The organism is Pseudomonas sp. LB3P25, assembly GCF_054897985.1.
In genome coordinates this window covers 2,676,644-2,699,766 of the sequence record NZ_CM142711.1, presented here as the reverse complement: position 1 = coordinate 2,699,766, position 23,123 = coordinate 2,676,644, and the positions used below count along the sequence as shown (strand labels likewise).

The window sequence follows — 23,123 nt, the reverse complement described above, 5'->3', positions numbered from 1 at the left end:
GTTATTTTTATCAGCCTGCGTTCGGGGCGATGACCGCGCCGAACACGCTTGGTGGATGCAGACTAAAACGTCCGGGACCGAACAATCAATAATTATTCTAAATATTTTTTACGTGGAACATTTTTTCCAATAAACTTGGGTACAAGCGTTCCAGAGGCAGTGCATCGTTTCAGCACCCCTCACACTGACCGCAAGCTCAAGATTTTATTCCGGCCTACCCTGTAGACTGCGCACAGCCAACCTATTGTCAGGGGATGACGCCATCTGTCCTCCCTATAAGAACAAGCCAGAAGGATTCCTTATGACCCGCACCGATCAGCCGGCGACGACCGAGAGCACGCCCGACAGCGATCTCGCCAGCCCCCCGATCAATGCCGAGCGTCTGCTGCAGCTAATCACCAACGAGTACGAAAGCCTGCCGCGCCAGCTCAAGCGCATCGCCAGTTACATGAGCCAGCAGAGCGACCGGATCATGGTCGACCGCATCAGCGACATCGCCCGCGAGTGCGAAGTGCACCCCTCGGCGATCGTGCGGTTCTCCCAGCGTTTCGGCTTCAGTGGCTTCAGCGAAATGCAGGCGCTGTTCCGCGAGGCGTATACGCACAAGACCACGCCGGTTCAGAACTACCAGCAGCGCATTCGCAGCATGATCGCCAACAAGTCGCAGAAGGCCAGCGGCGGCGACCTGGCGCGCGAGTGCATCAATGCGACCCTGTCGGGCATCGAACGACTGGGGCTGGAACTCGATGATCAGGCCTTCGACAAGGCCGTCGACCTGGTGGTGAACGCCGACAACATCTACGTGGTCGGGGTGCGCCGCTCGTTCGCGGTAGCCGACTACCTGGTTTACAACCTGCAGCACACCAACAAGCGCATCCATCTGGTCTCGGGGCTCGGCGGCAGCTACCGCGAGCAGATGCGCAGCGTGCGCGCCAATGACCTGGTGATTGCCATCAGCTTCACGCCCTACGGCAAGGAAACCCAGCACTGCCTGCGCATCGCCCAGCACCATCAGGCAAAAACCCTGATCATCACCGACAGCAACCTCTCGCCTCTGGCAAAACGCGCCAACACCGTGCTGCTGGTCAACGAAGGCAGCTCGTTTGCTTTCCGTTCGTTGAGTGCGACGCTGTGCCTGTGCCAGGCGCTGTTTATCGCCGTGGCGTATCGGCTGGAATTGAAGGTCGATGAGATTCACGAACAGGTCGGCTTCGAAGATTAGCGCCCACGCCGTTTGCAGCTCGCTGAAGCTAAACTAAGGTTGTCCATCCCGAAATGGACATCTGAAGGAGCGGTTCAATGAAGCTGATCGGCATGCTGGATTCACCCTACGTGCGGCGCGTCGCCATCTCCGCCAAACGCCTTGGCATCCCGCTGGAACACCAGTCGGTTTCGGTGTTCCGGCATTTCGAGCAATTCCAGCAGATCAACCCGGTGGTCAAAGCGCCCACCCTGGTGCTCGACGACGGCGAGGTGTTGATCGACTCGACGCTGATCATCGACTACCTGGAAGCCTTGGCCGGTCCTGGCAACAGCCTGATGCCCGACGATCTCGATCAACGCCTGCGCTCGTTGCGCCTGATCGGCCTGGGGCTGGCGGCGTGCGAAAAGTCCGTGCAGCTCTACTACGAACGCAACCTGCGGCCGGCGGATATTCAATTTGAACCGTGGGTGGAGCGGGTCGAAGGACAATTGGCAGCCGCCTATTCGGCGCTGGAGCGGGAGCTGGAAATGCAGCCGCTGAAGACTGATGGGTCGATTGCTCAAGACGGAATTACGTTGGCGGTGTCGTGGAGTTTCACCCATCTGGTGGTGCCGGATCAGGTGGATGTGAATCAGTTTCCACAGCTCAGTGCGTTTACGGCGTATGCCGAAGGGCTTGAGGAATTTGTCAGTACGCCGATCGAGTAGATGGATTGTTGTGCCTGATCCGGCTCCTTCGCGAGCAGGCTCGCTCCCACAGGTGAAACGCGGTCAACTGTGGGAGCGAGCCTGCTCGCGAATTGCGGACTGACACTCAACATCAATGTAAATCTCGGACGCTCAAACAAAAACGCCGCTTCTACCCAAGGCAGAAGCGGCAGAGGCATGTGCCCCAGCGTAAGTCAGTGCATGAACAGGGCGATCAGGATAATGATCGGGATCGGTACGCCGAGAAAGAACAGCAGTAGTGAGCGCATGAGGGTTCTCCTGGGTTAGCGAACAGGCAGTGGAGTGGTGGTCACGTATTCGTCGGTTTCCAGATACACCACGGCATCCCGACGACGGCCGCCAAAGGTTGCCGCGAGGCTGGCGAAAAACGCACCGATCAGCAGCGCGATGAACATCCACAGCGAAGTCCAGGCAGCGACTTTGGCGGCGGTGTCAGCCGCTTGTTGGGCGGCGAGTTTGGCGTCGGCCACGGCTTTTTGCGTGCGGGCATAGACTTCATCGACGCGACGTTCAGCGTCCGCTTGAGTGAGGTTGGTCCGTTGGGCGACCAATTGCGCCAGGTAGGTGCGATCTTCGGCAGCCAGTTGACCGCCGTTGCTCAGGCTGCGCACGAAGATGCGCGTCACGGTGCCATGAACGGCGTCATCACTGACAGCAGTCGGGCGATCATCGCGGAACAGGCTGTCGACGAAGTAACCGTACTGATCACTGTCGATCTTGCCGGCCGCGGTACCCGCCGCCTGAGTCGCGGCACTCGCGGCGCCACCGACCACACTCGCCCCGGCTTGCACGCCACCGCTGACAATGCTGCTGACCGAGCCGACGACCAATGTCGCTGTCACCAGCGTCGCCACGCACCAGGCCAAAAAGCCATGGGCAGTGTCGCGGAAGTACACCTCGTCACCGTGCATGTACGCCCACTTCACCCGCAGACGACCGGCGATGTAACCGCCAAGCCCGGAAGCGACGATTTGGGTAACCGCCAGCCAGACAATCGTTGAAATGCCCAGGCCCTTGGCGCTCACGCCTTCATTGGCCCACGGCGACACCGCCGAAAAACCCAGGCCAACGCCGAGCAACACGAGAATCAACGACAACGCCGCCGCCGCGGCGGCCCCCGCGAAGATTGCCCCCCAGGACACGCCAGAGAGCGTGCTCGTTTCTTCGAAGGCAGGATAGAAACCATCAGAGGACCTATTCATTGTTATATCGCTCCAGGCAGGAAGGATGGTGTTACAACTCTTCAACGGAGGAAGTGCAGTCACCGTGCCAGTCGCCAACTTTAAATAAGTCTCTGGTTTTCAATAAGTTATAAAGTTTGAACTTCCAATCTCCATGCATTTTGCAAGGAACTGTCTGTAGCGGCGGGTTTTATGCATTGATCAGAAACGCTGTTTTTTAATGGAAAGATCAAAAGATCGCAGCCTGCGGCAGCGCCTATAGGGGATCGCGTTTTAAATGTAGGAGCTGCCGCAGGCTGCGATCTTTTCGTTTCACATGAAGTTTTATTTAGAAAGCCTGCCATCATTTCTTGGCAAAATGCCGCTCAACGTTGAGTACTCCTAATCAGGCCCGCCCTATGACCCGCATCTTGACCATCGAAGACGACGCCGTGACTGCCCGGGAAATCGTCGCCGAACTGAGCAGCCACGGCCTCGATGTGGATTGGGTCGACAACGGCCGCGAAGGTCTGGCGCGCGCGGTCAGCGGCAACTACGACTTGATCACTCTTGATCGCATGCTGCCCGAGCTCGATGGTCTGGCGATTGTCACCACGTTGCGGACCATGGGCGTGGCCACGCCGATCCTGATGATCAGCGCCCTCTCCGACGTCGATGAGCGGGTGCGCGGCTTGCGCGCGGGCGGTGATGATTACCTGACCAAACCGTTCGCCACCGATGAAATGGCCGCCCGGGTCGAAGTCCTGCTGCGCCGCCAGAACACCGTGACCGCCCAGGCGACCACGCTGCGGGTGGCGGATCTGGAATTGAACCTGATCAGCCATGAAGCCAGCCGCGACGGTCATTTGCTGACGCTGTTGCCCACCGAATACAAGTTGCTGGAATTCCTGATGCGCAACACCGGGCAGATTCTGTCGCGGATGATGATTTTCGAAGAGGTCTGGGGTTACCACTTCGATCCCGGCACCAACCTGATCGACGTGCACATCGGCCGACTGCGCAAGAAGATCGACCCGCCAGGCAATGTCCCACTGATTCGGACCGTGCGAGGCTCGGGTTATGTCATTGCCGAACCCCTCTAACGGCTGGCGCTCTTCCAGCAGCCGTTTGCTGGCGCTCTACAGTTCGCTGTTCGTGATCTGGAGCGGGATTCTCATGGGGGTCATGTACTACGATGTTTCCGCTTATCTGGACAACCTGGCCAAACACTCGCTGATGCAACGTCAGCATCTGTTTTCACGCTTTTCGGGTGACCAACTGGTGGACGCCCTCGCCGTCAGCATGACCTTCGACATTCGCGGCATCGACGCCTATGGCCTGTTCGATAACCAGCATCGCTACCTCAACGGCGCTCTGCGTCAGATTCCGGAAGGGCTGCCGCTGGACGGCAAGATCCACATGCTCAGCGACTGCGCCGATTCCGACGACCCGACCCTGCCCGCCGACAGCTGCGACGCGGTGGCGACCCAGACCAAGGACGGACGCTGGTTGGTGCTGGTGCGGGACAACGGCTCGTTATTCGCCGTCACCCGGATCATCCTCCACGCGTTGTTCTGGGGCGTGACCTTGACGATCCTTCCGGGCATCGCCGGTTGGCACCTATTGCGCCGCCGGCCTCTGCGGCGAATACGCGGGATTCAGGCCAGCGCCGAGGCCATCGTCGCCGGCGACCTGACCCGGCGTCTGCCCTTGTCCAATCGCCGCGATGAACTGGACATGCTCGCCGCCATCGTCAACGCCATGCTCGAACGAATCGAACGCTTGATGAACGAGGTCAAGGGCGTCTGCGACAACATCGCCCACGACCTGCGCACACCGCTGACCCGCCTGCGGGCGCAGCTGTACCGGATTCAGCAGCAGGCTGACGAGGGTTCGACGCTGGCTGTGCAACTGGACTCGGTGCTCGGTGAAGCGGACACCTTGATGGCGCGCTTTCGAGGGTTGCTGCGGATTTCCGAGCTGGAGGATCGTCAGCGGCGTTCGGGTTTTGTGCAGTTGGATCCGGTGCCGTTGTTGCAAGAGCTGCACGACTTTTATCTGCCGTTGGCGGAAGAAGGTGAACTGGTTTTCAAGCTGCAACTGCCTGACGTCTTGCCGCCACTGAATGGCGACCGCGCGTTGCTATTCGAAGCGGTGGCGAATTTGCTGAGCAACTCGATCAAATTTACGCCGCCGGGTGGCGAGGTGATTTTGCGTGGGGTCAATGAAGGGGGACATACGCGGATTGAAGTGCTCGACTCCGGGCCCGGAATACCCGAGAGCGAACAGGTAGCGGTGTTCCAGCGCTTCTATCGCGCCGAGGGTGGCAGTCAGCAAAGCGGGTTCGGGCTAGGGCTGTCGATCGTGGCGGCGATTGTCAGCCTGCATGGGTTTACGCTTGAGGTGGGCACCAGTGAACTCGGTGGGGCGAAACTATTGCTCGATTGCGGGCAGGATCTGATTCCACAGACCTGACCCGAATCCCCTGAACCGACGCATCCCCCCCTGTGGGAGCGAGCCTGCTCGCGAAGGCTGCCTCCCAGTCAACACTGATGTTGTCTGACACGGCGCCTTCGCGAGCAGGCTCGCTCCCACAGGGGATCTACTGTGTCTATCAGGTTGGGTAGTTGGCTCGAAGGGCCTCGAGACCGCCCTGATAAATACCGGCAAACAACGCCTCAACCTCTGTCTCGCTCACCCCAACCGGCGTAAACCGCCCCGACCAGGTCACTCGCGCGCCCTGCCCCTGTGCTTCCACGCTGATAGTCGCCAGGTAGTCAGTAGCCGGAAACGGCGCCTGCAGGATCGAGTAGCTATAGGTTTTCGCTGCGTTGTCGAAGGACTCAAGCCGCTCAACCACCACCGCCCCATCCGCCGTTTGCAGGCTACGCACCCGCCCGCCTTCACTCAGCTCGCTTTTCGGGATAAACGGCAGCCAGTCCGGCAGCGAGTTAAAGCCGCCGATCAATTGCCAAACCTCGTCGGCCGACGCCGGGATATCAATAAACGCTGATGCAGTTGCCATGTGATGTTCTCTCTCAATCAATAAGGTTCAGATCGCCATGCTGTCGACAACACCGCCGTCGACCCGCAACGCCGCACCCGTCGTGGCCGAGGACAACGGCGAGGCAATATAAGCCACCAGGTTGGCAACTTCCTCGACATCCGCCACGCGCTGGATGATCGACGTCGGCCGGGCCTTGCGCACGAACGCGTCGGCTTCTTCCCGGACACTTCGCCCCGATTTGGCGGTGGCGTCCTTAAGCATCTGCTCCAGGCCATCGGTCAGCGTCGGGCCAGGCAGGATCGCGTTGACCGTTACGCCCGTGCCCGCCAGCCGTTTGGCCAGACCATGGGACACCGCCAGGTTGGCGCTTTTGGTCACGCCATAATTGAGCATGTCGGCCGGGATCGCGACCCCGGATTCCGAGGACAGGAAGATCACCCGACCCCAGCCCTGTTTGACCATGTCCGGCACGTAATGCCGGGACAGGCGCACGCCGGAGATCACGTTGACCTCATAAAACCGCGTCCACTCGCTGTCCGGTGTGTCGAAGAAATCCACGTCGTTGAAGATCCCGAGGTTGTTCACCAGGATGTCCGCCCGCGGTTCGGCGGCGAACAACAACTCGGCACCTTCGGCCGTGCCGAGGTCTGCGGTCAGGCCCCGCAATTGCGCGCCCGGCACGCTTTGGCGAATGCTCGTCAGCGCCTGTTCGACCTTGGCCGTCTCGCGGCCGATCACCACCACCGTGGCGCCGGACTCGGCCAGCGCCTTGCTGATGCCCAGGCCAATGCCGGCGGTGCTGCCGCTGACAATGGCGAGTTTTCCAGTCAGATCGATTTTCATGCTCAACCTCCAATGATCGGCAATGGCGCGCGTTCAGACACCAGTTTCGCGTCGCGCATCGCCTGCCAGAAAGCAGCGGGAATGACGGCGGACATCGCGGCAACGTCTTCAGCGATTCGGTCCGGACGGCTTGACCCCGGAATCACCGCCGCGACGGCCGGGTTAGCCAACGAGAACTGCAACGCAGCCGCCTTGATGTCGACACCGTGGGCGGCAGCGATGCGTTTGATCTGCTCGACTTTATTGATGATCGCCGGGCTGGCTTTCTGGTATTCGAAGTGCGTGCCACCGGCCAGAATGCCCGAGCTGTAAGGACCACCGACCACGATATCGACGTTCTGCGCCAAGGCTGCGTCCATCAGACGTTGCAAGGCACGATCGTGGTCGAGCAGCGTGTAGCGACCCGCCAGCAGAAAACCGTCCGGCTGCGCTTCGGTCAGATCAAGGGTCAGTTCGCACGGTTCGACCTTGTTCACGCCCAGCCCCCAGCCCTTGATCACGCCTTCTTCGCGCAAGCGGGTCAGCACTTTGAAGGCGCCGGTGCGGGCCTGGTTGAAGTATTCCAGCCATTGATCGCCGTAGAAGTCCTGGGCGATGTCATGCACCCAGACGATGTCCAGGCGATCGGTTTGCAGGCGCTTGAGGCTGTCTTCGATCGAGCGCATCGTGGCGTCGGCGCTGTAGTCGTTGACGATCTTGTTCGGGCGGCCGTGCTCGAACACCCCACTCTTCTCGCCCAGATCGCGGGCCGCAGTGTCTTCGACTTCATCGAGGATGACCCGGCCGACTTTGCTGCTCAGCACATAGTCATCGCGGTTGTACTGGGCCAACGCGGCGCCCAGACGAATTTCCGACAGGCCCGAACCGTAAAACGGCGCGGTGTCGAAGTAACGCACGCCGGCATCCCAGGCGGCGCGGACAGTAGCCAGCGCTTCTTCTTCAGGAATGGCGCGGAACATGTTGCCCAATGGGGCGGTACCGAAACCCAGCGCGCCGGGCAATTTGTCTTTTAAGCTCATGATTCAATCCTCGTCAGTTTCAGAGGTCGCCCTTTATCAAGTGGTGCAGGTGACCGTTGAGCAGATCCTAGATTGCGATGATCGGACCGTCCAAGACATAATGCGCAGCACTTGAGTCCCTATAGGTCTGATATGATCGACATCCGCCAATTGCGCTACTTCGTCGCCGTCGCCGAAGAAGAACACGTCGGTCGCGCCGCCGAACGCCTGCACATTTCCCAGTCGCCCCTGAGCCGGCAGATCGCCCAGCTTGAGGAACGCCTGGGGCTGACCCTGTTCGAACGCAGCCAGCAACGTATTCGCCTGACCCGCGATGGCCAGACTTTTCTGGCCGAAACCCGTGCCCTGCTGACCCACGCCAATCGCCTGGAATCCCTGGGCAAGCGCCTCGGTCGTGGCGAAGAAGGCGGCTTGTGCATCGGCTACATCGAAAACGCCATGCACGCCGGCGTCCTGCCCAATGCCTTGCGGGTGCTGCGGGTCGACCGACCGAACGTGCACGTCGCGCTGTACAACCTCAATTCCGCCGAACAACTCGAAGGCCTGCGTCAGCGTAGTCTGGATATCGCACTGGTCAGCGAACCGCCCGTCGCCGACGACCCGGACCTGCTGGGTTTTCAAGTGCTGGACGATCCGATGCTGCTGGCCCTGCCCGAACATCATCCTTTGGCTAACCACACAACACTGACCCCGGCAGACCTGGCCGATCAGGAATGGATCGGCGTGCAACCGCGCCAGGACGCCGCCAGCCGCGACGACTTCGTCAGCGCCTGCATCCGCGCCGGTTTCACCCCTGACATTCGCATGGAAGCCACCGAACCGTTCACCGCATTGGGGCTGGTGGCGTCGGGGCTGGGCATCGCCATGATCCAGAAAGGCCTGAGCCGTAACGCACCGCCCGGCGTGGTGCTGCGGGAAGTGCCGTGGATTTCCTTCACCACGCCGCTGTGGGCCGCGTGGCACCGGATCAATTTGCGGCCGCTGGTGGAGACGTTCAGGAAGGTGCTGACCGAATAGGGAACGATCGGTTAACCACCGGACACCGACCCGGCATCCCCTGCCCCTGTGGCGAGGGAGCTTGCTCCCGCTGGGTCGCGCAGCGGCCCCAGAACCTGCAACCGCGGTCATTCAGGCTATCCGCGTCCACTGGATTTACGACTGCTGCGCAGCCGAGCGGGAGCAAGCTCCCTCGCCACACGTGCTTTACTGAAAAGACCCCCGAAATTCTGCGAGTAGCCCCGCATGAACCGCAACGACCTGCGCCGCGTCGACATGAACCTGCTGGTGATTTTCGAAACCCTGATGTTCGAAAAGAACCTGACCCGGGCCGGGGAGAAGCTGTTTCTCGGCCAGCCCGCCGTCAGTGCCTCACTGGCCAAGTTGCGCGATCTGTTCGACGACCCGTTGCTGGTGCGTAACGGTCGGGTGCTGGAGCCAACCCAGCGGGCGCTGGCGATCCTCAAGGAATTGCAGCCGGCGATGGACACCATCTCCGGCGCGGTCAGCCGGGCCAAGGATTTCGACCCGTCCACCAGCCGCGACGTGTTTCGCATCGGCCTGTCCGACGACGCCGAGTTCGGCCTGTTTCCGCCGCTGCTCAAGCAAATACGTGAAGAGGCGCAGAACGTTGTGGTGGTGGTGCGACGGGTGAATTACTTGCTGATGTCGTCGATGCTCGCCTCCGGGGAGATCTCCGTCGGGATCAGCTACACCACGGAACTGCCGGCCAACGCCAAGCGCAAGAAGCTGCGGGACCTGAGCGTCAAGATCCTGCGTGGCGATGACCGTCCCGGCACCCTGACCCTGGATGAATACTGCGAACGTCCGCACGCGCTGGTGTCGTTTTCCGGGGATTTGACCGGTGCCATCGACAACGATCTGGCACGCATCGGCCGCTCACGCCGGGTGGTGCTGGCGGTGCCGCAGTTCGCCGGCCTGCGCGCCTTGCTGGCCGGCACCGATATGCTCGCCACGGTGCCGGACTACGCGGCGTGCGCGCTGATCGAAGGCAGCAGGCAACTGCGTGCCGACGACCCGCCGTTTGACATCGTGCTGTCCGAACTGTCCATGGTCTGGAACGGCGTCAACGATAACGATCCGGCAGAACGTTGGTTGCGCTCGCGAATTGCCCAACACATGTCGGCGCCACTGCCGGTGCATTAATCGATTTGAAAGACTCGGGGTCGGTTTCGCGCAGGTAGACCGGCAGGTCGGTTACCGGCGGCATGACCGGAATCTCGAAATACATTTGGATCACCCAGCCGCGGTGATAACTGGCGTGATTGACCACATGCATCAGTATCGCGCCGGCGCTCATGGTGCCGCTTTCCCCCGAGACAAAGGTGAACTCGACGGGTTTATCCAGCGAGACATCGGTCTGCCGGGCGCTCCAGTCGCAGTACCAGCGATCGATGCTCTTTTGCGCCAGGCGCAGCTCAGCGAGGTCGGGATGCAGCAGATCGTGTGAAGTTTTGAAGCCGTGCCCTCGGCCTTCGAGGTGGGCCTGCCAAATGCAGTCCACCACGTAGATGTGGTTCAGGGTGCCGATCATGTTCTTGAACACCGACACGCGCTCTTTATTGACCTCACCTGGCGGCAGCGCGGCCAGGCTGTCAAAGAGGCGTTGATTGGCCCAACGTTTGTAATCGGCAAGCATGCGGGCAGTGCGTACGTTAATCATCAGAGTTCTCCCATTGCAATGGGCGCACTGCCAAGCATAGCCCTCAGGGCGAGCGGCATTGCAAACGCTGATTACCGGTAGCTTCGCCTCAACGCGACTTGTGTAGCAGCTGGCGAAGCCTGCGTTCGGCTGCGAAGCAGTCGTGAATCCTGTGCACGCGGTTTATCTGAGACACCGTAGCGTATGGTTTAGCGACGGCTTCGCCGCCGAACGCAGCCTCGCAGGCTCGGCAGCTGCTACACAGGTCGCGGTGTGGCTAGTATCGTCATCACCCGATCAGCCAGCGCCAGGCAACTGGTCAGCCCCGGCGATTCGATACCAAACAGGTTCACCAGCCCAGGCACACCATGTTCGGCCGGACCACTGATGACAAAGTCGGCCGCCGGTTCGGTCGGCCCGGTGATTTTCGGGCGGATGCCGCTGTAGGCCGGTTGCAGGCTGTCATTGGGCAACGCCGGCCAGTAGCGCCGGATCGCCTCATAGAAGCCATCGGCTCGGCGTGGATCCACACGATAATCGACCTGATCGACCCATTCGACGTCCGGCCCGAAGCGCGCCTGACCGCCCAGATCCAGCGTCATGTGCACACCCAACCCCGCGCTTTCCGGGGCCGGATACACCAGATGCCGGAACGGCGCCCGGCCGCTGAAACTGAAATAGCTGCCCTTGCACAATCGTGCCTCGGGAACGTACTGAGATGGCAGGCCCTCAATCCGGCTCGCCACTTCAGGCGCAGACAGTCCGGCGCAATTGATCAACGCACGGCAGCTCAATGCCATCGGTTGGGCGCCGCCCATCTGCAGTTCGAAACCTTGCCCGGTGCAACGGGCCGACGCCAGCGGCGTATGAAAAACCAGCGACGCGCCGCTGGCCTCGGCATCCGCCTGAAGCGCCAGCATCAGGGCATGGGAATCGACAATCCCGGTGGACGGCGACCAGAGCGCAGCGACGCAGGATAACGCTGGTTCAAGGGTTTGGGCTTGCAACCCGTCAAGCCATTGCAAGTCATCGACGCCATTGCGCCGGCCTTGCTCCAGTAACTTGCGCAAGGCCGCGCACTGACTGTCATCGGTGGCCACGATCAGCTTGCCCAAGCGCCGATAATCGACGCCGCGCTCATCGCAAAAGGCGTAAAGGCGTTGCTTGCCCTCCACACACACTTGCGCCTTGAGGCTGCCGCTCGGGTAATAAATGCCGGCGTGAATCACTTCCGAATTGCGCGAACTGATGCCCACACCAATCCCCTCGCCCGCCTCGACCAGGATCACTTCCCGCCCGCTGCGGGCCAGGGCTCTGGCGACCGCCAGCCCGACCACTCCAGCCCCGACCACCACGCATTCGATATCGACGCTCACCTGCCCTTCGCTCCCTTCACGCCAGTCCTCGTTCCCGATAATCGATCAGGCTGGAGAATATCGCCAGCAGCATGGCCATGACCACGAAGAAGATCAGCACCAGGAAGTACGACCCGGTGAACTGCACGATCAACCCGATCAGAATCGGCACGATCACCCCGGCCATGTTCCCGCAGAAGTTCATGGTGCCGGCCAGCACGCCGGTTTTCGAAGTGCCGCCGAGGATCGAGGGAATGCACCAGTACATGCCGCACCACCGAATGAAAAACATCGCCACGCAGAGCAGGCCGATTGCTTTGCTGGCCTCGCTCGTATACGCCACCGCCAGCATGCACAGGGCCGCCACCAGCGCCGAGCCGCTGAACATGCTGCGCATCACCAGGTTTGGCGAGGCGCCGCTGGATTTCCATTTATCCCCCAGATAACCGCCGACCAGCTCGCCGACGAAACCGCACATGAAGATCAGGAACGTCGCCCCGCCCATGCTCGAAATGTTCAGGCCGTGGGTCTGGTGCAGGTAGCTCGGCATCCAGGTCAGCAAGCCGTAGAACACGCTGAGGATGCAGCAATAACCGGCGAACATCGCCAGCACCGAGCGATCCTTGAGCAGCTCCTTGAAAGGAACGCTGGTGACCGCGCCGGGTTGGTTGACTTTGGTATTGCCTTCAGTGATGTGCGCCAGTTCCGCAGCATTGACCCCTGGGTGTTCGCCGGGATGGTTGCGGATGTATTTCCAGGCCAGCACGCCGGCGAGCATGGTGCCGATGCCGGCAATCACGAAGGCGATGCGCCAGGAGTCGAACCAGCCGATCAGCCCGGCAATGATGATCGCGCCGAAGGCACTGCCCAGCGGTGCTCCGCCGTCGACCAGCACCGCGCCGCGCCCACGTTCGTTAGGCGTCAGCCAGGCGCCATTGAGCTTGGCCCCGGCCGGCATGATCGGCGACTCGGCAATGCCCAGGCCCATGCGGGTGATCAGCAGCGTGATCCAGTTGTGCGCGCCGGCGGCCAGGGCCTGAAAGGCGCCCCAGGCGACGGTCGCGATGACGATCACACGGCGGGTCTGGAAACGGTCCAGCAGCATGCCGCCGGGAATCTGCATCAACGCGTAGGACCAGAAAAACGCGCTGAGCATCAAGCCTTCCAGCGCCGGCGGGATCTGGAACTCACTGGAAATCAGCGGCAAGGCCACCGACAGCGAAGCGCGGTCGATGTAATTGATCGCGGTCAGCAGCAACATGATGAGGAAGATCCGCCAGCGCACGCTGGTCGGGCGTTCGGTAGCGGTCAGGGACAGAGTTTCGGCACTCGGGTTGTTCATGAGGGGCGCTCTTTATTGTTGTGGATGCAAGCGACCCAATACCTGTCAGGCAAGACACAGAACCTGTGGGAGCGAGCTTGCTCGCGATAGCTGACTGGCAGACAACACATCTGTTGAATGAAAGACCGCTATCGCGAGCAAGCTCGCTCCCACAAGGATTGCGGTGACTGATGGGCATTGGGCAAGCCGCTCCACTCTAATCACGCACCCGACAGCTGAATAATGAGGGGATCTGATTGGGGGATCACCGAATGTCATCCCCCCCAAAAGATCAGAACGTACCGGGGTAACTGCCGCCGTCCAGCAACAGGTTTTGCCCGGTGAGGAAACCGGCGTGGGCGCTGCAGATGAATGCGCAGTAGGCGCCGAACTCATCGGGTTGGCCGAAGCGCTGGGCCGGAACGTGCTTGCGCCGTTGCTCGCTGATGCTCTCGACCGTCGTGCTATTGGCTTCGGCGGCGGCACTCAGGGTTTTGTGCAAGCGCTCGGTCTCGAACGGACCTGGCAGCAGATTGTTGATCGTCACGTTGTGCCCGGCCAGCCGCGACTGGCGCGCGAGCCCGGCGATGAAACCGGTCAGCCCGCTGCGGGCACCGTTGGACAGGCCCAGCACGTCGATCGGTGCCTTCACCGCGCCAGAGGTGATGTTGACGATGCGCCCGAACCCGCGCTCGGCCATGCCATCGACGCAGGCCTTGATCAGCTCGATGGGCGTGAGCATGTTGGCATCCAGCGCTTTCAACCAGTCTTCGCGCTGCCAGTCACGGAAGTCACCCGGCGGCGGACCGCCAGCGTTATTGATCAGAATGTCCACCTGCGGACACGCTGCCAGTACCTGCTCGCGCACAGCCGGTGTGCTGATGTCCCCGGCCACCGTGCGCACTTCAATGGTCGGTGCCAGTTGGCGCAATTGGTCGGCGGCAGCCTGCAGCGTTTCATCGCCGCGAGCGTTGATCACCAGGTTGACGCCCTCCTTCGCCAGTGCTCGCGCACAGGCCAGACCCAGCCCTTTGCTGGCGGCGCAGACGATGGCCCAGCGACCCGAAATAGCCAAATCCATGATGGTGCTCCTGTTGGTTGTGAGTTGAGGAAGACATGCGTTCAGGGTGAGGACGTGGTGTTTCTGGACTTTGCACCAGGCTTCGGAACCAGCCCTCACCCTAGCCCTCTCCCGGGGGGAGAGGGAACTGACCGAGGTGTTCTTTCAAGATACTGAGACCTGAAATATCGAGTCGAGCCCAGTTTTTGAAAGCACTGAAGATCGGTTCCCTTTTCCCTCTCCCCCGTGGGGAGAGGGCTGGGGTGAGGGGCTGGATCTTGAAGCGGACACATCCTCACTGACTTGCCCCCCCACCGACAAGTGATGACAAACAGTGATCACCGGATCAGACCTTTTCATTATCAGCCGCCTCCCACGCTTATTACTGTCTCCAGACCAATAAGAACCGGAGACACACATGAACCCGTTCCAGTTTTATTTCCCCACGACCCTGAAAAGCGGCAACGGCCTGGTGCGTCAGGCCGGTGCGCTGCTCAAGCCGCATGTTCGAAAAAAACTGCTGGTGGTCACCGACGAAGGGCTGATGGCGTCGGGTGTGATGGAAGGTTTTTTCGCCTCGTTGGCCGACAGTGACATTCACTATGAAGTGTTTTCCGGCGTCGAACCCAACCCCACCACCGACGTGCTGGAGCGCGCCGTGGCGTTCCTGAAAAACCACGACTGCGATTCGGTGATCGGTGTTGGTGGCGGCAGCAGCATCGACACCGCCAAGGGTGTGGCGGCCATGGCCACCAACCCCGGCAACATTCTCGACTACGAAGGCTACGACAAACTGCTGCACCCGCCTCTGCCGATTTTTGCTATCCCGACCACCTCCGGCACCGGCAGCGAATGCACAGCCTCCACGGTCTTCACCAATACCAAAACCCTGTTCAAAACGGTGATCATCAGCCCGGCGCTGTTTCCGAAACTGGCGATTCTCGACGCCGAACTGACGCTCAAACTGCCGCCATCGATCACCGCTGCCACGGGCATGGACGCGTTGACCCACGCCATCGAATCCTACGTGTCGAAGCAGGCAAACCCGGTCAGCCAGGCCCTGGCGCTGCAAGCGATCAAGATGATCTGCACCCACCTGCCGAAAGCATTTTTCTGCGGTTCCGACCTGCACGCCCGGGAACAGATGCTGCTCGGTTCGTTCCTCGCTGGCGTCGCGTTCGCCCAATCGAAACTGGGCAACGTGCATGCGATCTCCCACACCTTCGGCGGCGTGTTCAACATTCCCCATGGCATCGCCAACGCCACACTGCTGCCCTACGTCATCGAATACAACCTGGCAGCCTGCCCGGAACTGTTTCGTGAAATCGCCATCGCCATGGGCGAGGACGTCGACGGCCTGAGCATTGCCCGCGCCGGGCTCAAAGTGGTGGAGCACGTGGTGGCGCTGAACAAGGCCATCGGCATTCCCGACAACATCAAGGACTTGGGCGTGGACCTGGACTACATGCCGCAAATGGTCAGCGACTCGATGCGCAGCGGCAACGTGCTGGTCAACCCGCGCCTGACCACCGCCGCCGACATCGAACGAATCATCAGCAATGCCTGGCACGGCACTCATTCCTAAGAGACGACTCCCATGTTTTACGAAATGCGCACCTACACGATTCAAATCGGAAAAATGCAGACCTACCTCAAGCACTTCGAGGAAACCGGCCTGCCGGTGATCTCGCGCTACACCTCGCTGGTGGGCTGGTGGTACACCGAAATCGGTGAACTGAATCAGGTCATCCACATCTGGGCCTACGAGAGCCTCGATGACCGGATCAAGAAAAGGGCCGCGCTGTATCAAGACCCTGACTGGCTCGAAGGCTTCGTGCCGAAGGCGTTCCCTATGCTGGAAAAGATGGAATCGAAAATGCTGATCGCGGCGGATTTTTCGCCCATCAAATAATCCCTGACCTGAAGCCATGCACAGAACCTGTGGGAGCGAGCCTGCTCGCGAATAGGGACTGTCAGTCAACATTGATGTGTCTGACACACCGCTTTCGCGAGCAGGCTCGCTCCCACAGGGGAACTGTGCAGGTCTGCCAATTCCAAGGACAACCTCATGTGCGACCACAATCCCAATAACACCGCCGCTGACCGTTCTCCCGACATCAAGGCCTTGCTCGAAGGCCTGCCGACCAACTGGGGCAAATGGGGACCGGACGATGAAGTCGGCGCCCTGAATTACCTGCAAAGCGCAGAAATCCTCCGAGGTATCGCCTCGGTCCGCCAAGGCAAGACCTTCACCCTGCAAGTGCAGATCGGCCATCCCAAAGGCGAACCGTTGTGGCCCGGCCGACGTCCATCAATGCGGGTCAACGTTCTGGACAAGGGCCATTTTCTGGCCGGCAAGACCCACTTCGACGGCCACGTGGAATACGCCGACGACGTGATCTTCATGCACCTGCAAGGCTCGACCCAATACGACGCGCTGGGCCACGTCTGGCACGACAACAAACTGTGGAATGGCTACGACGCCATGAGCACCATCGGCAGCATGGACAAGGCCAGCATCCTGCCCATCGCCGAGCGCGGGATTGTCGGGCGGGCGGTGCTGATCGACATGGCCCGCCATCGCGGCAAGTCAGTGCTGGACAAGGGCGAAACCTTCAATCACCTGGACCTGCTCGCCGCAGCAAAAGCACAAGGCATCGAGATCCAGAAACGCGACATTCTGATCATCCGCACCGGCTGGATCGGCTCGTTCTATCAGCGCGAACCGGAAGAGTTTTACAAGGATTTCGCCGAGCCGGGTCTGACCTTCAGCCGCGAGCTGGTGGAATGGTTTCACCAGATGGAAATCCCCAATCTGGTGACCGACACCATGGCCAACGAAGTGGCGGTCGACCCCACCTCGGGCGTGCTGATCCCGCTGCACAATGCCTTGATGCGCAACCTCGGCGTGACCTTCACCGAAGTGGCGATGCTCGATGATCTGGCCAGTGATTGCGCGGAGGACGGCCAGTGGCAGTTCCTCTACACCGCCGCGCCGTTGAAGGTCGTTGGCGGCACGGGTGCGCCGGTCAATCCGATCGTGATCAAGTAGTCAGGTCCTGCTGCAGTTCGTTGATCAGCAAGGTCGCCGCCGGGGACAAGTCGGCGCCGGCCCGGCTGATCACGCCATAAGGCTCGATCAATGCACGCATCGACACCGGCAGCTTCACCAGCAAGTCGAATTGCTCGCAGAACCGGGCCACTTCCACCGGGATCACCGCCAACAAGGTCGGGTCTTGTTGCACCAACAAAATGGTGGCGAAAGTCGACGAGGTTTCCAGCGGATAACGCGGAATCGCCAGCCCTGCTTCATTCAACTCACGTTCCAGGGTCTGACGCATCGGCATGTCTTTGGGATAGACCACCCAGCGGTAGTCACTCAACTGCGACAGCTGCAATGACTCGGCGCTGGCCAGCGGATGGTCCTTGCTGGCGACCACCGCCAAGGGTTCTTCACTCAGTTCGATGCAGTCATAAGCGTCCGAGCGCTGGCCGACGCTGGTGCGACAAATCGCCAGATCCAGCCGTCCCTGATCCAGCAACCCGAGCAACGTGGCGCTGGTGTTTTCCACCAGTTCCACAGACAGCTCCGGCTGCTTCAGGCGCAACTCGGTCAGGGCTCGGGTCAGCAACGGCACCGCCCCCATGATTACCCCCACCGAGAGCCGCCCGCCCTGGCCTTGCATGATGCTGAGCATTTCTTCGCGCAGGTGTTCGACATCGCTGTAGATCAGCCGCGCATAACGAATCATGCAACGGCCCATTTCGTTGGCCACCAGGCCTTTGGGCTGACGTTCGAACAGCGGCATGCCGAGCAATGACTCGACTTCATGCAACGCCTTGGTGGCGCCGGACTGGGAAATCGAAATCTTCTCGGCGGCCTTGTGCAAGGAGCCGCGATCATCCAGCGCGATCAGCAAACGCAGTTGTTTGAGGCGCAAGCGTGCAGCGATGCTGCAAAGGGAAGGAACAACCATATCCGTGTGTTCTCGATTCAAGAGGTAAACCTATGACTGCAGCAACGCACACTTTGTAGCAGCTGGCGAAGCCTGCGTTCGGCTGCGAAGCAGTCGTGAGATCAGGCAATGCGGTGTTTCAGAAAAACCGCGTGCTCAGGTTTTTACGACTGCTGCGCAGCCGAACGCAGGCTTCGCCAGCTGCTACAAAGGGTGCGTTACGGCTTCGAACGGTGGCTATCAGCGAATGGCGACCGGGTTGATGTTGACCTGGGTCGAGCCCTTGTACAGCGGCTGCCCCAGCACGAACATGAATTCCCACGCCTTATCCTTCACCAGCGCTCGGCTGTCGATCAGCTCAAGGTTGTAGATACCGTTCTTCGCCAGCATGAATTGGTTGACCGGGAATTCCTGGCCATCTTTGGCCGGGTAGATTTCCGAAGCCCAGGTGTCACCGCCGAACGCGACGATCTGCTTGTCTGCCAGCCACTTGGCCGCGGCCATGCCGATGCCCGGCTCCACGGCGAGGAACTTCTCGTTGTCCTTGCCCAGCAGTTCCAGCCAACCGGTGTTGAACAGCACCACATCGCCCTTCTGAATGCTGATGCCTTGCAGGTCCAGTGCCTTCTGAATGTCGGCAACGCTGAACTCGGTTTTCTCCGGCACGATGGCGCTGCCATACACCGCTGTCATGTCCAGCACTACGCCGCGAGTGACAATGGGCGGGACCTTTTCGATGCCGAGCTTTTTCACCCCTTCCACGGTCACGAAATCCGCTGCGCGATTGCCGTTGTAGTAGACGTTGTCGATGCCGATGTGGCCGATGCCATTGAGCTGGGTGCCGACACCGGTCCAGCCCACCACCAGTTCATCGTTGAAGGTGAATTTGTTCGGCCCCATCGTGGTGCCGCCCGCTTCGCCCGGCTGGATGTTGGTCAGGTGAAAACTGCGATGACGGAAGGCTGGCAAGGTCTTGTCGATGGGCACGGCCAAGGGGTAGGTTTTGCCGGTCTTGATCAGTTTCGAGGCGTTGATCACCGACTCGGCGTTGAGCAGGTTCAGCGCGCCGATTTCATCGTTGGCGCCGTATTTGGAGGGGTACCATTTTTCAGTGTCTGCGGCCTGGGCGGCGCTGAAGGTGAAGAGCAAGGTGAAGGGCAGTATCAAGCGATTCAGCATAATGGGGTCCTTTTTGAGTAGCAGTGGACCCAAGGTACGCAGCCCCTCTGTGGGGAAACAGACAGGAATGGGCAATACATTTGTTCTGGATTGTCACGAGTAATGCGAGTGCTGTAGGAGCAAAGCTTGCTCGCGATGGCGTCAGGCCTGACACGCCGCGTGATCGTTCATCGCGGGCAAGCCTTGCTCCTACAGTGCCTGGCTGCTACCCAGGCTTGTGGTTGTCTAATACCCGATTGACCGCTAACTCACCCAACATGATCACCCGTTGCAGCACCAGCATCGTTTGGCGTCGTGGGCCGTCCGTTAAGTCGGTGAGATCGTTGACTATGGCGCTGGCTGCTGCCAACGATTCGCAGGCCTCGACGAGCAACGTTTCGTCATCCACCGCTGCGTCGATGGTGAAAATGGTGCTGGGTTTGCGGGGCGGTATCTGCGTTTTCGACGCCCCGGGGTTGAGGTAGAAGCTGAGTGCGCGGTCGGCCGCCTCTTTCATTTTCTTGGGGTCAAGATCGAGAAAGGCGTCGTAGGGTAACGGACTGGTATTCGGGGGGTTGGGTGTGACTTTGAACATAGATGAAACTCCTACTACAAATTTTAAGGAGCCATCACCCTCGCTACCAAACGATGGGTGGCGGCCATACGTGGGTTGGTAGACCGGCTGTAGTAGGAACCCGGCGCTCACAAAGGAGCCCCACGCATGACCACCATAAAAAGCAAAGCCCCAAAAAAAAGGAGACTGCATAAGGTGTTGCCATACGGCTACAACAGGCGGGCTACCAAACCCGATCACTGTTTTGCAGTGACCGGGAAACGATATAGCCCGCCCCATAGCCGCACAAGCCGGCGGATTCTGGCGTACGCGTAGGTAACGACGCAAGGCGTTGTAGCCGCTTATGACGTAACACCGAGTGTCATTAAACAGATGTCGTTACACATGTTTATGCGCTGCGCCAGATCCGACACCTTCGCGAGCAGGCTCGCTCCCACAGGGCCCTGTGTCGGCCACAAATCTCGCGAACAACATAAAACCAATGTGGGAGCGAGCCTGCTCGCGAAAGCGGTGTATCAGGCGACAGTGTTGTTGACTGGGCCGCCGCCCGATCTAGGGTTTTGCGATTGCGATGCGCCAGACCTTGTTCCCCACATCGTCAGCTACCAGCAGCGCTCCGCTCTGGTCAAGCGTGACGCCCACCGGGCGCCCTTGCGCTTCGCCGTCGGCATTGAGGAAATCAGTCAGGAAGTCCACCGGCAGCCCCGAAGGTTTTCCATCGCTGAAGGGAATGAACACCACCTTGTAACCGGCCTGCGGGTTGCGGTTCCATGAGCCATGCTCACCAACGAAAACCCCATTGGCGAAGTTGGCCGGCATGCCACGGGCATCAGAGAACGTCAAACCTAACGGCGCAACGTGGGTGCCCAGCGCGTAGTCCGGCGCGATGGCCTTGGCCACCCTGTCCGGGCGCGGTGGTTCGACACGGGTGTCGACATGGGCGCCGTAGTAGCTCCAAGGCCAGCCGTAGAACGCGCCGTCCTGCACCGACGTCAGGTAATCCGGCACAAGGTCGCTGCCGATTTCGTCGCGCTCGTTGACCACCGTCCACAACTGCGTCGAACCGGGCTTCCACGCCAGCCCGTTGGGGTTGCGCAGGCCGCTGGCAAACAGACGCTTGCTGCCGGTTTTGACGTCTACCTCCCAAATCGCTGCGCGCCCTTCTTCTGCATCAAGGCCGTTCTCGCCGACATTGCTGTTGGAACCGACCGTGACGTAGAGCTTGGTCCCCTCGGGGTTGGCGAGGACATTCTTGGTCCAGTGGTGATTGATGCCGGCAGGCAGATCGGTCACCTTCACAGGCGTTGCACTGACCTCGGTTTGCCCCGCGCTGTACGGCACCTTGACCAGGGCGTCGGCATTGGCAATAAACAACTCATTCCCCACCAGGGCCATGCCAAAAGGCGACGTCAGGTTGGTCATGAACACCTTGTGCACTTCAGCGTGGCCGTCCCCGTCGGCATCACGCAACAAGGTAATTCGATTGGCGCTCGGTGCGTCGGCACCCACCCGTCCCATCACAAACCCCATGGCCGTGCGTTTTGCCCAGGCGATCGGGCCGGTGCCACCGTCAGTCGCGCCTTCCGGCATCGGCGGGTGGTTGCTCTCGGCAACCAGTACATCGCCATTGGGCAGCGTATACACCCAGCGCGGGTGATCGAGGTTCTCGGCCAGCGCGGTCACTTTGAAACCGGGAGGTGCCTTGGGCATGTCACTACCCGCCCAGCCGATCGCTTTGGACACTTTTAACGTAGGGATCAGCGAGGTGGTGGGTTCAGGCAATTGCGGGGCCGGGCCGACGCTGGCCTGAGACGGCAATTTGGAAGACTCGCCACACGCGGTGAGCAGCGCGGCAGTGGTCATCAAGAGCGCAAGTCGGTTGGACACATTCATTGTTCTAACCTCGCGACGGCCATCCATGGGCCAATTATTGGGTTGGCAATATCCCGGCGAAGTATCGCGGCGTTGATCCGTTTCCGACACTGCGCCTGGCACAAATCAAATTTGCCTAAAACGCACGAATGCGTGCATCCAAAGCCGGGCACTATCGCAAGCGGCTGTTTCAACCCGTCCCGAGCTCAAACGGGGTTCAACAACGCCTCCCGTAACAGCCTGGCCGCCGGCGAATCCGGCACGCCTTTGCGCGACACCAGCTCATACGGTTCGCTGCGCGAGGTAATGGGCAGCGGCAGCGTGGTGGTGAAACCGTAGCCGGAGCAGAACTTCGCCACATCGGTCGACACCAACGCGACGAGGGTCGGGTTTTCCTGAAGCAACGACAAGGTGGCAAACGCCGACGTGGTTTCCAGCAGGTGTACCGGGAAACGCAGGTCGGCCTCGTGAAACTCGCGCTCCAGCAGCAAACGCATCGGCATGTTGGCGCGATAGACCACCCAGCGGTAATCCACCAGATCCTTCAGCGACAGCTGCCGGGCATAGGCGAACGGATGCTGAGTGCTGGCGATCACCGCCAGGGTTTCTTCGACGAAGGTCGAGCTCTCATACAAGTAGGGCGTGGTGCTGATGGTCGTACGGCAGATCGCAAGGTCCAGGCGCCCGGCGTCCATCTGGCTGAGCAGTGCGGCGCTGGTGTCTTCGACGATCTCGATGGACAGCTTCGGGTGGTCGGCAATCACCCGGCTGATCGCGGTGGTCAGCAGCGGGACGGCGCCCATGATGGTGCCGACCGACACGCGCCCGCCCTCTCCGCTCATGATGCCGATGATCTCTTCGCGCAGGTGCGCAAGGTCGGTCTGGATCAAGCGAGCGTAACGAATGACCGAGCGTCCGGCATCGTTTGGTTCAAGCCCCCGGTTAGTACGGGTGAACAGCGAGGTGCCGAAGGTGGTTTCAATTTCTTGCAGGGCTTTGCTGGCGCCCGGCTGGGTCAGCGCGACCTGTTTGGCCGCGCCCAGCAAGGAGCCGTGTTCATCAAGGGCTATCAACAAGCGAAGCTGCTTGATGTGCAGGCGGGACATGATCGAATTGAGTGAGGGCGTCATCAGGGTTAACTAAAAGTTATAGAGGTATCGAAAGTTGTCAGTATCGAGGCTCGCCACGACGGCCCTATAGTCCACTC

At 60.5% G+C, this 23,123-nt stretch carries 22 protein-coding genes; 9 read left to right on the top strand and 13 right to left on the bottom strand.

All coding sequences use genetic code 11. From position 1 onward, the window contains the following. Positions 1-301 precede the first annotated feature (301 nt). Both ACYZTW_RS12160 and ACYZTW_RS12155 read left to right on the top strand, forming a co-directional pair. A complete protein-coding gene (locus ACYZTW_RS12160) occupies positions 302-1,222 on the top strand; it encodes a MurR/RpiR family transcriptional regulator (protein ID WP_033057626.1) in 921 nt (306 codons plus the stop codon). Between the two features lie 77 nt (positions 1,223-1,299). After that, a complete protein-coding gene (locus ACYZTW_RS12155) occupies positions 1,300-1,911 on the top strand; it encodes a glutathione S-transferase (RefSeq protein ID WP_462005054.1) in 612 nt (203 codons plus the stop codon). 284 nt (positions 1,912-2,195) lie between these two features. On the opposite strand, the gene ACYZTW_RS12150 is transcribed toward ACYZTW_RS12155, so the two are convergent. Beyond that, complete coding sequence (locus ACYZTW_RS12150; RefSeq protein ID WP_462005053.1) at positions 2,196-3,134, bottom strand: hypothetical protein; 939 nt, start codon at positions 3,132-3,134, stop codon at positions 2,196-2,198. A gap of 377 nt (positions 3,135-3,511) precedes the next feature. Between ACYZTW_RS12150 and ACYZTW_RS12145 the strand changes: the two genes are divergently transcribed. Both ACYZTW_RS12145 and ACYZTW_RS12140 read left to right on the top strand, forming a co-directional pair. Then, entirely contained in the window at positions 3,512-4,195 is a 684-nt protein-coding gene (locus tag ACYZTW_RS12145) for a response regulator transcription factor (protein WP_223433656.1), read from the top strand. Then, a complete protein-coding gene (locus ACYZTW_RS12140) occupies positions 4,173-5,567 on the top strand; it encodes a sensor histidine kinase (protein WP_462005052.1) in 1,395 nt (464 codons plus the stop codon). Before ACYZTW_RS12145 ends, ACYZTW_RS12140 begins: the two co-directional genes overlap by 23 nt. Positions 5,568-5,706: 139 nt before the next feature. Here ACYZTW_RS12140 and ACYZTW_RS12135 read toward each other — a convergent pair whose 3' ends face one another. From ACYZTW_RS12135 to ACYZTW_RS12125, 3 genes are read right to left on the bottom strand one after another with little or no spacing between them, the layout of a single operon-like run. Continuing rightward, positions 5,707-6,117: an SRPBCC family protein gene (locus tag ACYZTW_RS12135; protein WP_462005051.1), complete on the bottom strand. Its 411-nt coding sequence runs from the start codon at positions 6,115-6,117 to the stop codon at positions 5,707-5,709. Between the two features lie 27 nt (positions 6,118-6,144). Continuing rightward, positions 6,145-6,942 (bottom strand): SDR family NAD(P)-dependent oxidoreductase, encoded by a 798-nt coding sequence (locus ACYZTW_RS12130; protein WP_462005050.1) that lies wholly within the window; start codon positions 6,940-6,942, stop codon positions 6,145-6,147. A gap of 2 nt (positions 6,943-6,944) precedes the next feature. Further along, entirely contained in the window at positions 6,945-7,961 is a 1,017-nt protein-coding gene (locus tag ACYZTW_RS12125) for an aldo/keto reductase (protein ID WP_462005049.1), read from the bottom strand. 132 nt (positions 7,962-8,093) lie between these two features. On the opposite strand from ACYZTW_RS12125, the gene ACYZTW_RS12120 reads away from it, so the two are divergent. Further along, complete coding sequence (locus ACYZTW_RS12120) at positions 8,094-8,978, top strand: LysR substrate-binding domain-containing protein (protein WP_462005048.1); 885 nt, start codon at positions 8,094-8,096, stop codon at positions 8,976-8,978. Positions 8,979-9,203: 225 nt separating this feature from the next. Continuing rightward, entirely contained in the window at positions 9,204-10,124 is a 921-nt protein-coding gene (locus tag ACYZTW_RS12115; RefSeq protein WP_462005047.1) for a LysR substrate-binding domain-containing protein, read from the top strand. Here the strand turns inward: ACYZTW_RS12115 and ACYZTW_RS12110 are convergent. The 4 genes from ACYZTW_RS12110 to ACYZTW_RS12095 form a co-directional block, all read right to left on the bottom strand. Further along, on the bottom strand, positions 10,045-10,641 hold the full coding sequence (locus tag ACYZTW_RS12110) for a DinB family protein (protein ID WP_462005046.1): 597 nt from the start codon (positions 10,639-10,641) through the stop codon (positions 10,045-10,047). The genes ACYZTW_RS12115 and ACYZTW_RS12110 overlap by 80 nt on opposite strands. Before the next feature lie 236 nt (positions 10,642-10,877). Then, complete coding sequence (locus tag ACYZTW_RS12105; RefSeq protein ID WP_462005045.1) at positions 10,878-11,996, bottom strand: NAD(P)/FAD-dependent oxidoreductase; 1,119 nt, start codon at positions 11,994-11,996, stop codon at positions 10,878-10,880. Positions 11,997-12,012: 16 nt separating this feature from the next. Beyond that, positions 12,013-13,317 (bottom strand): MFS transporter, encoded by a 1,305-nt coding sequence (locus tag ACYZTW_RS12100; protein WP_462005044.1) that lies wholly within the window; start codon positions 13,315-13,317, stop codon positions 12,013-12,015. Positions 13,318-13,588: 271 nt separating this feature from the next. Then, positions 13,589-14,377: an SDR family oxidoreductase gene (locus ACYZTW_RS12095; protein WP_462005043.1), complete on the bottom strand. Its 789-nt coding sequence runs from the start codon at positions 14,375-14,377 to the stop codon at positions 13,589-13,591. 397 nt (positions 14,378-14,774) lie between these two features. On the opposite strand from ACYZTW_RS12095, the gene ACYZTW_RS12090 reads away from it, so the two are divergent. From ACYZTW_RS12090 to ACYZTW_RS12080, 3 genes are all read left to right on the top strand, one after another. Next, entirely contained in the window at positions 14,775-15,941 is a 1,167-nt protein-coding gene (locus ACYZTW_RS12090) for an iron-containing alcohol dehydrogenase (protein ID WP_462005042.1), read from the top strand. Positions 15,942-15,953: 12 nt separating this feature from the next. Next, on the top strand, positions 15,954-16,268 hold the full coding sequence (locus tag ACYZTW_RS12085; RefSeq protein WP_462005041.1) for an NIPSNAP family protein: 315 nt from the start codon (positions 15,954-15,956) through the stop codon (positions 16,266-16,268). 156 nt (positions 16,269-16,424) lie between these two features. Beyond that, a complete protein-coding gene (locus ACYZTW_RS12080; protein WP_462005040.1) occupies positions 16,425-17,408 on the top strand; it encodes a cyclase family protein in 984 nt (327 codons plus the stop codon). Here ACYZTW_RS12080 and ACYZTW_RS12075 read toward each other — a convergent pair. The 5 genes from ACYZTW_RS12075 to ACYZTW_RS12055 form a co-directional block, all read right to left on the bottom strand. Continuing rightward, positions 17,401-18,333, bottom strand: coding sequence for a LysR family transcriptional regulator (locus ACYZTW_RS12075; protein ID WP_462005039.1), 933 nt, complete (start codon positions 18,331-18,333; stop codon positions 17,401-17,403). The genes ACYZTW_RS12080 and ACYZTW_RS12075 overlap by 8 nt on opposite strands. 219 nt (positions 18,334-18,552) lie before the next feature. Then, positions 18,553-19,491, bottom strand: a complete 939-nt coding sequence (locus ACYZTW_RS12070) for a cyclase family protein (RefSeq protein ID WP_462005038.1) — start codon at positions 19,489-19,491, stop codon at positions 18,553-18,555. 205 nt (positions 19,492-19,696) lie between these two features. Further along, the gene (locus ACYZTW_RS12065) at positions 19,697-20,065 is read right to left on the bottom strand and encodes a DUF6124 family protein (protein WP_462005037.1); all 369 of its coding nucleotides are present in this window, start codon (positions 20,063-20,065) and stop codon (positions 19,697-19,699) included. 531 nt (positions 20,066-20,596) lie between these two features. Then, on the bottom strand, positions 20,597-21,937 hold the full coding sequence (locus ACYZTW_RS12060) for a PQQ-dependent sugar dehydrogenase (protein ID WP_462005036.1): 1,341 nt from the start codon (positions 21,935-21,937) through the stop codon (positions 20,597-20,599). Positions 21,938-22,122: 185 nt separating this feature from the next. Further along, the gene (locus tag ACYZTW_RS12055) at positions 22,123-23,046 is read right to left on the bottom strand and encodes a LysR family transcriptional regulator (protein ID WP_462005035.1); all 924 of its coding nucleotides are present in this window, start codon (positions 23,044-23,046) and stop codon (positions 22,123-22,125) included. Positions 23,047-23,123 lie beyond the last annotated feature (77 nt).

Bases quoted from the DNA above. Each gene is read 5' to 3' on its own strand.
- ACYZTW_RS12160 (WP_033057626.1), top strand. From the start codon at position 302: ATGACCCGCACCGATCAGCCGGCGACGACCGAGAGCACGCCCGACAGC.
- ACYZTW_RS12155 (WP_462005054.1), top strand. From the start codon at position 1,300: ATGAAGCTGATCGGCATGCTGGATTCACCCTACGTGCGGCGCGTCGCC.
- ACYZTW_RS12150 (WP_462005053.1), bottom strand. From the start codon at position 3,134: ATGAATAGGTCCTCTGATGGTTTCTATCCTGCCTTCGAAGAAACGAGC.
- ACYZTW_RS12145 (WP_223433656.1), top strand. From the start codon at position 3,512: ATGACCCGCATCTTGACCATCGAAGACGACGCCGTGACTGCCCGGGAA.
- ACYZTW_RS12140 (WP_462005052.1), top strand. From the start codon at position 4,173: ATGTCATTGCCGAACCCCTCTAACGGCTGGCGCTCTTCCAGCAGCCGT.
- ACYZTW_RS12135 (WP_462005051.1), bottom strand. From the start codon at position 6,117: ATGGCAACTGCATCAGCGTTTATTGATATCCCGGCGTCGGCCGACGAG.
- ACYZTW_RS12130 (WP_462005050.1), bottom strand. From the start codon at position 6,942: ATGAAAATCGATCTGACTGGAAAACTCGCCATTGTCAGCGGCAGCACC.
- ACYZTW_RS12125 (WP_462005049.1), bottom strand. From the start codon at position 7,961: ATGAGCTTAAAAGACAAATTGCCCGGCGCGCTGGGTTTCGGTACCGCC.
- ACYZTW_RS12120 (WP_462005048.1), top strand. From the start codon at position 8,094: ATGATCGACATCCGCCAATTGCGCTACTTCGTCGCCGTCGCCGAAGAA.
- ACYZTW_RS12115 (WP_462005047.1), top strand. From the start codon at position 9,204: ATGAACCGCAACGACCTGCGCCGCGTCGACATGAACCTGCTGGTGATT.
- ACYZTW_RS12110 (WP_462005046.1), bottom strand. From the start codon at position 10,641: ATGATTAACGTACGCACTGCCCGCATGCTTGCCGATTACAAACGTTGG.
- ACYZTW_RS12100 (WP_462005044.1), bottom strand. From the start codon at position 13,317: ATGAACAACCCGAGTGCCGAAACTCTGTCCCTGACCGCTACCGAACGC.
- ACYZTW_RS12095 (WP_462005043.1), bottom strand. From the start codon at position 14,377: ATGGATTTGGCTATTTCGGGTCGCTGGGCCATCGTCTGCGCCGCCAGC.
- ACYZTW_RS12090 (WP_462005042.1), top strand. From the start codon at position 14,775: ATGAACCCGTTCCAGTTTTATTTCCCCACGACCCTGAAAAGCGGCAAC.
- ACYZTW_RS12085 (WP_462005041.1), top strand. From the start codon at position 15,954: ATGTTTTACGAAATGCGCACCTACACGATTCAAATCGGAAAAATGCAG.
- ACYZTW_RS12080 (WP_462005040.1), top strand. From the start codon at position 16,425: ATGTGCGACCACAATCCCAATAACACCGCCGCTGACCGTTCTCCCGAC.
- ACYZTW_RS12075 (WP_462005039.1), bottom strand. From the start codon at position 18,333: ATGGTTGTTCCTTCCCTTTGCAGCATCGCTGCACGCTTGCGCCTCAAA.
- ACYZTW_RS12070 (WP_462005038.1), bottom strand. From the start codon at position 19,491: ATGCTGAATCGCTTGATACTGCCCTTCACCTTGCTCTTCACCTTCAGC.
- ACYZTW_RS12065 (WP_462005037.1), bottom strand. From the start codon at position 20,065: ATGTTCAAAGTCACACCCAACCCCCCGAATACCAGTCCGTTACCCTAC.
- ACYZTW_RS12060 (WP_462005036.1), bottom strand. From the start codon at position 21,937: ATGAATGTGTCCAACCGACTTGCGCTCTTGATGACCACTGCCGCGCTG.
- ACYZTW_RS12055 (WP_462005035.1), bottom strand. From the start codon at position 23,046: ATGACGCCCTCACTCAATTCGATCATGTCCCGCCTGCACATCAAGCAG.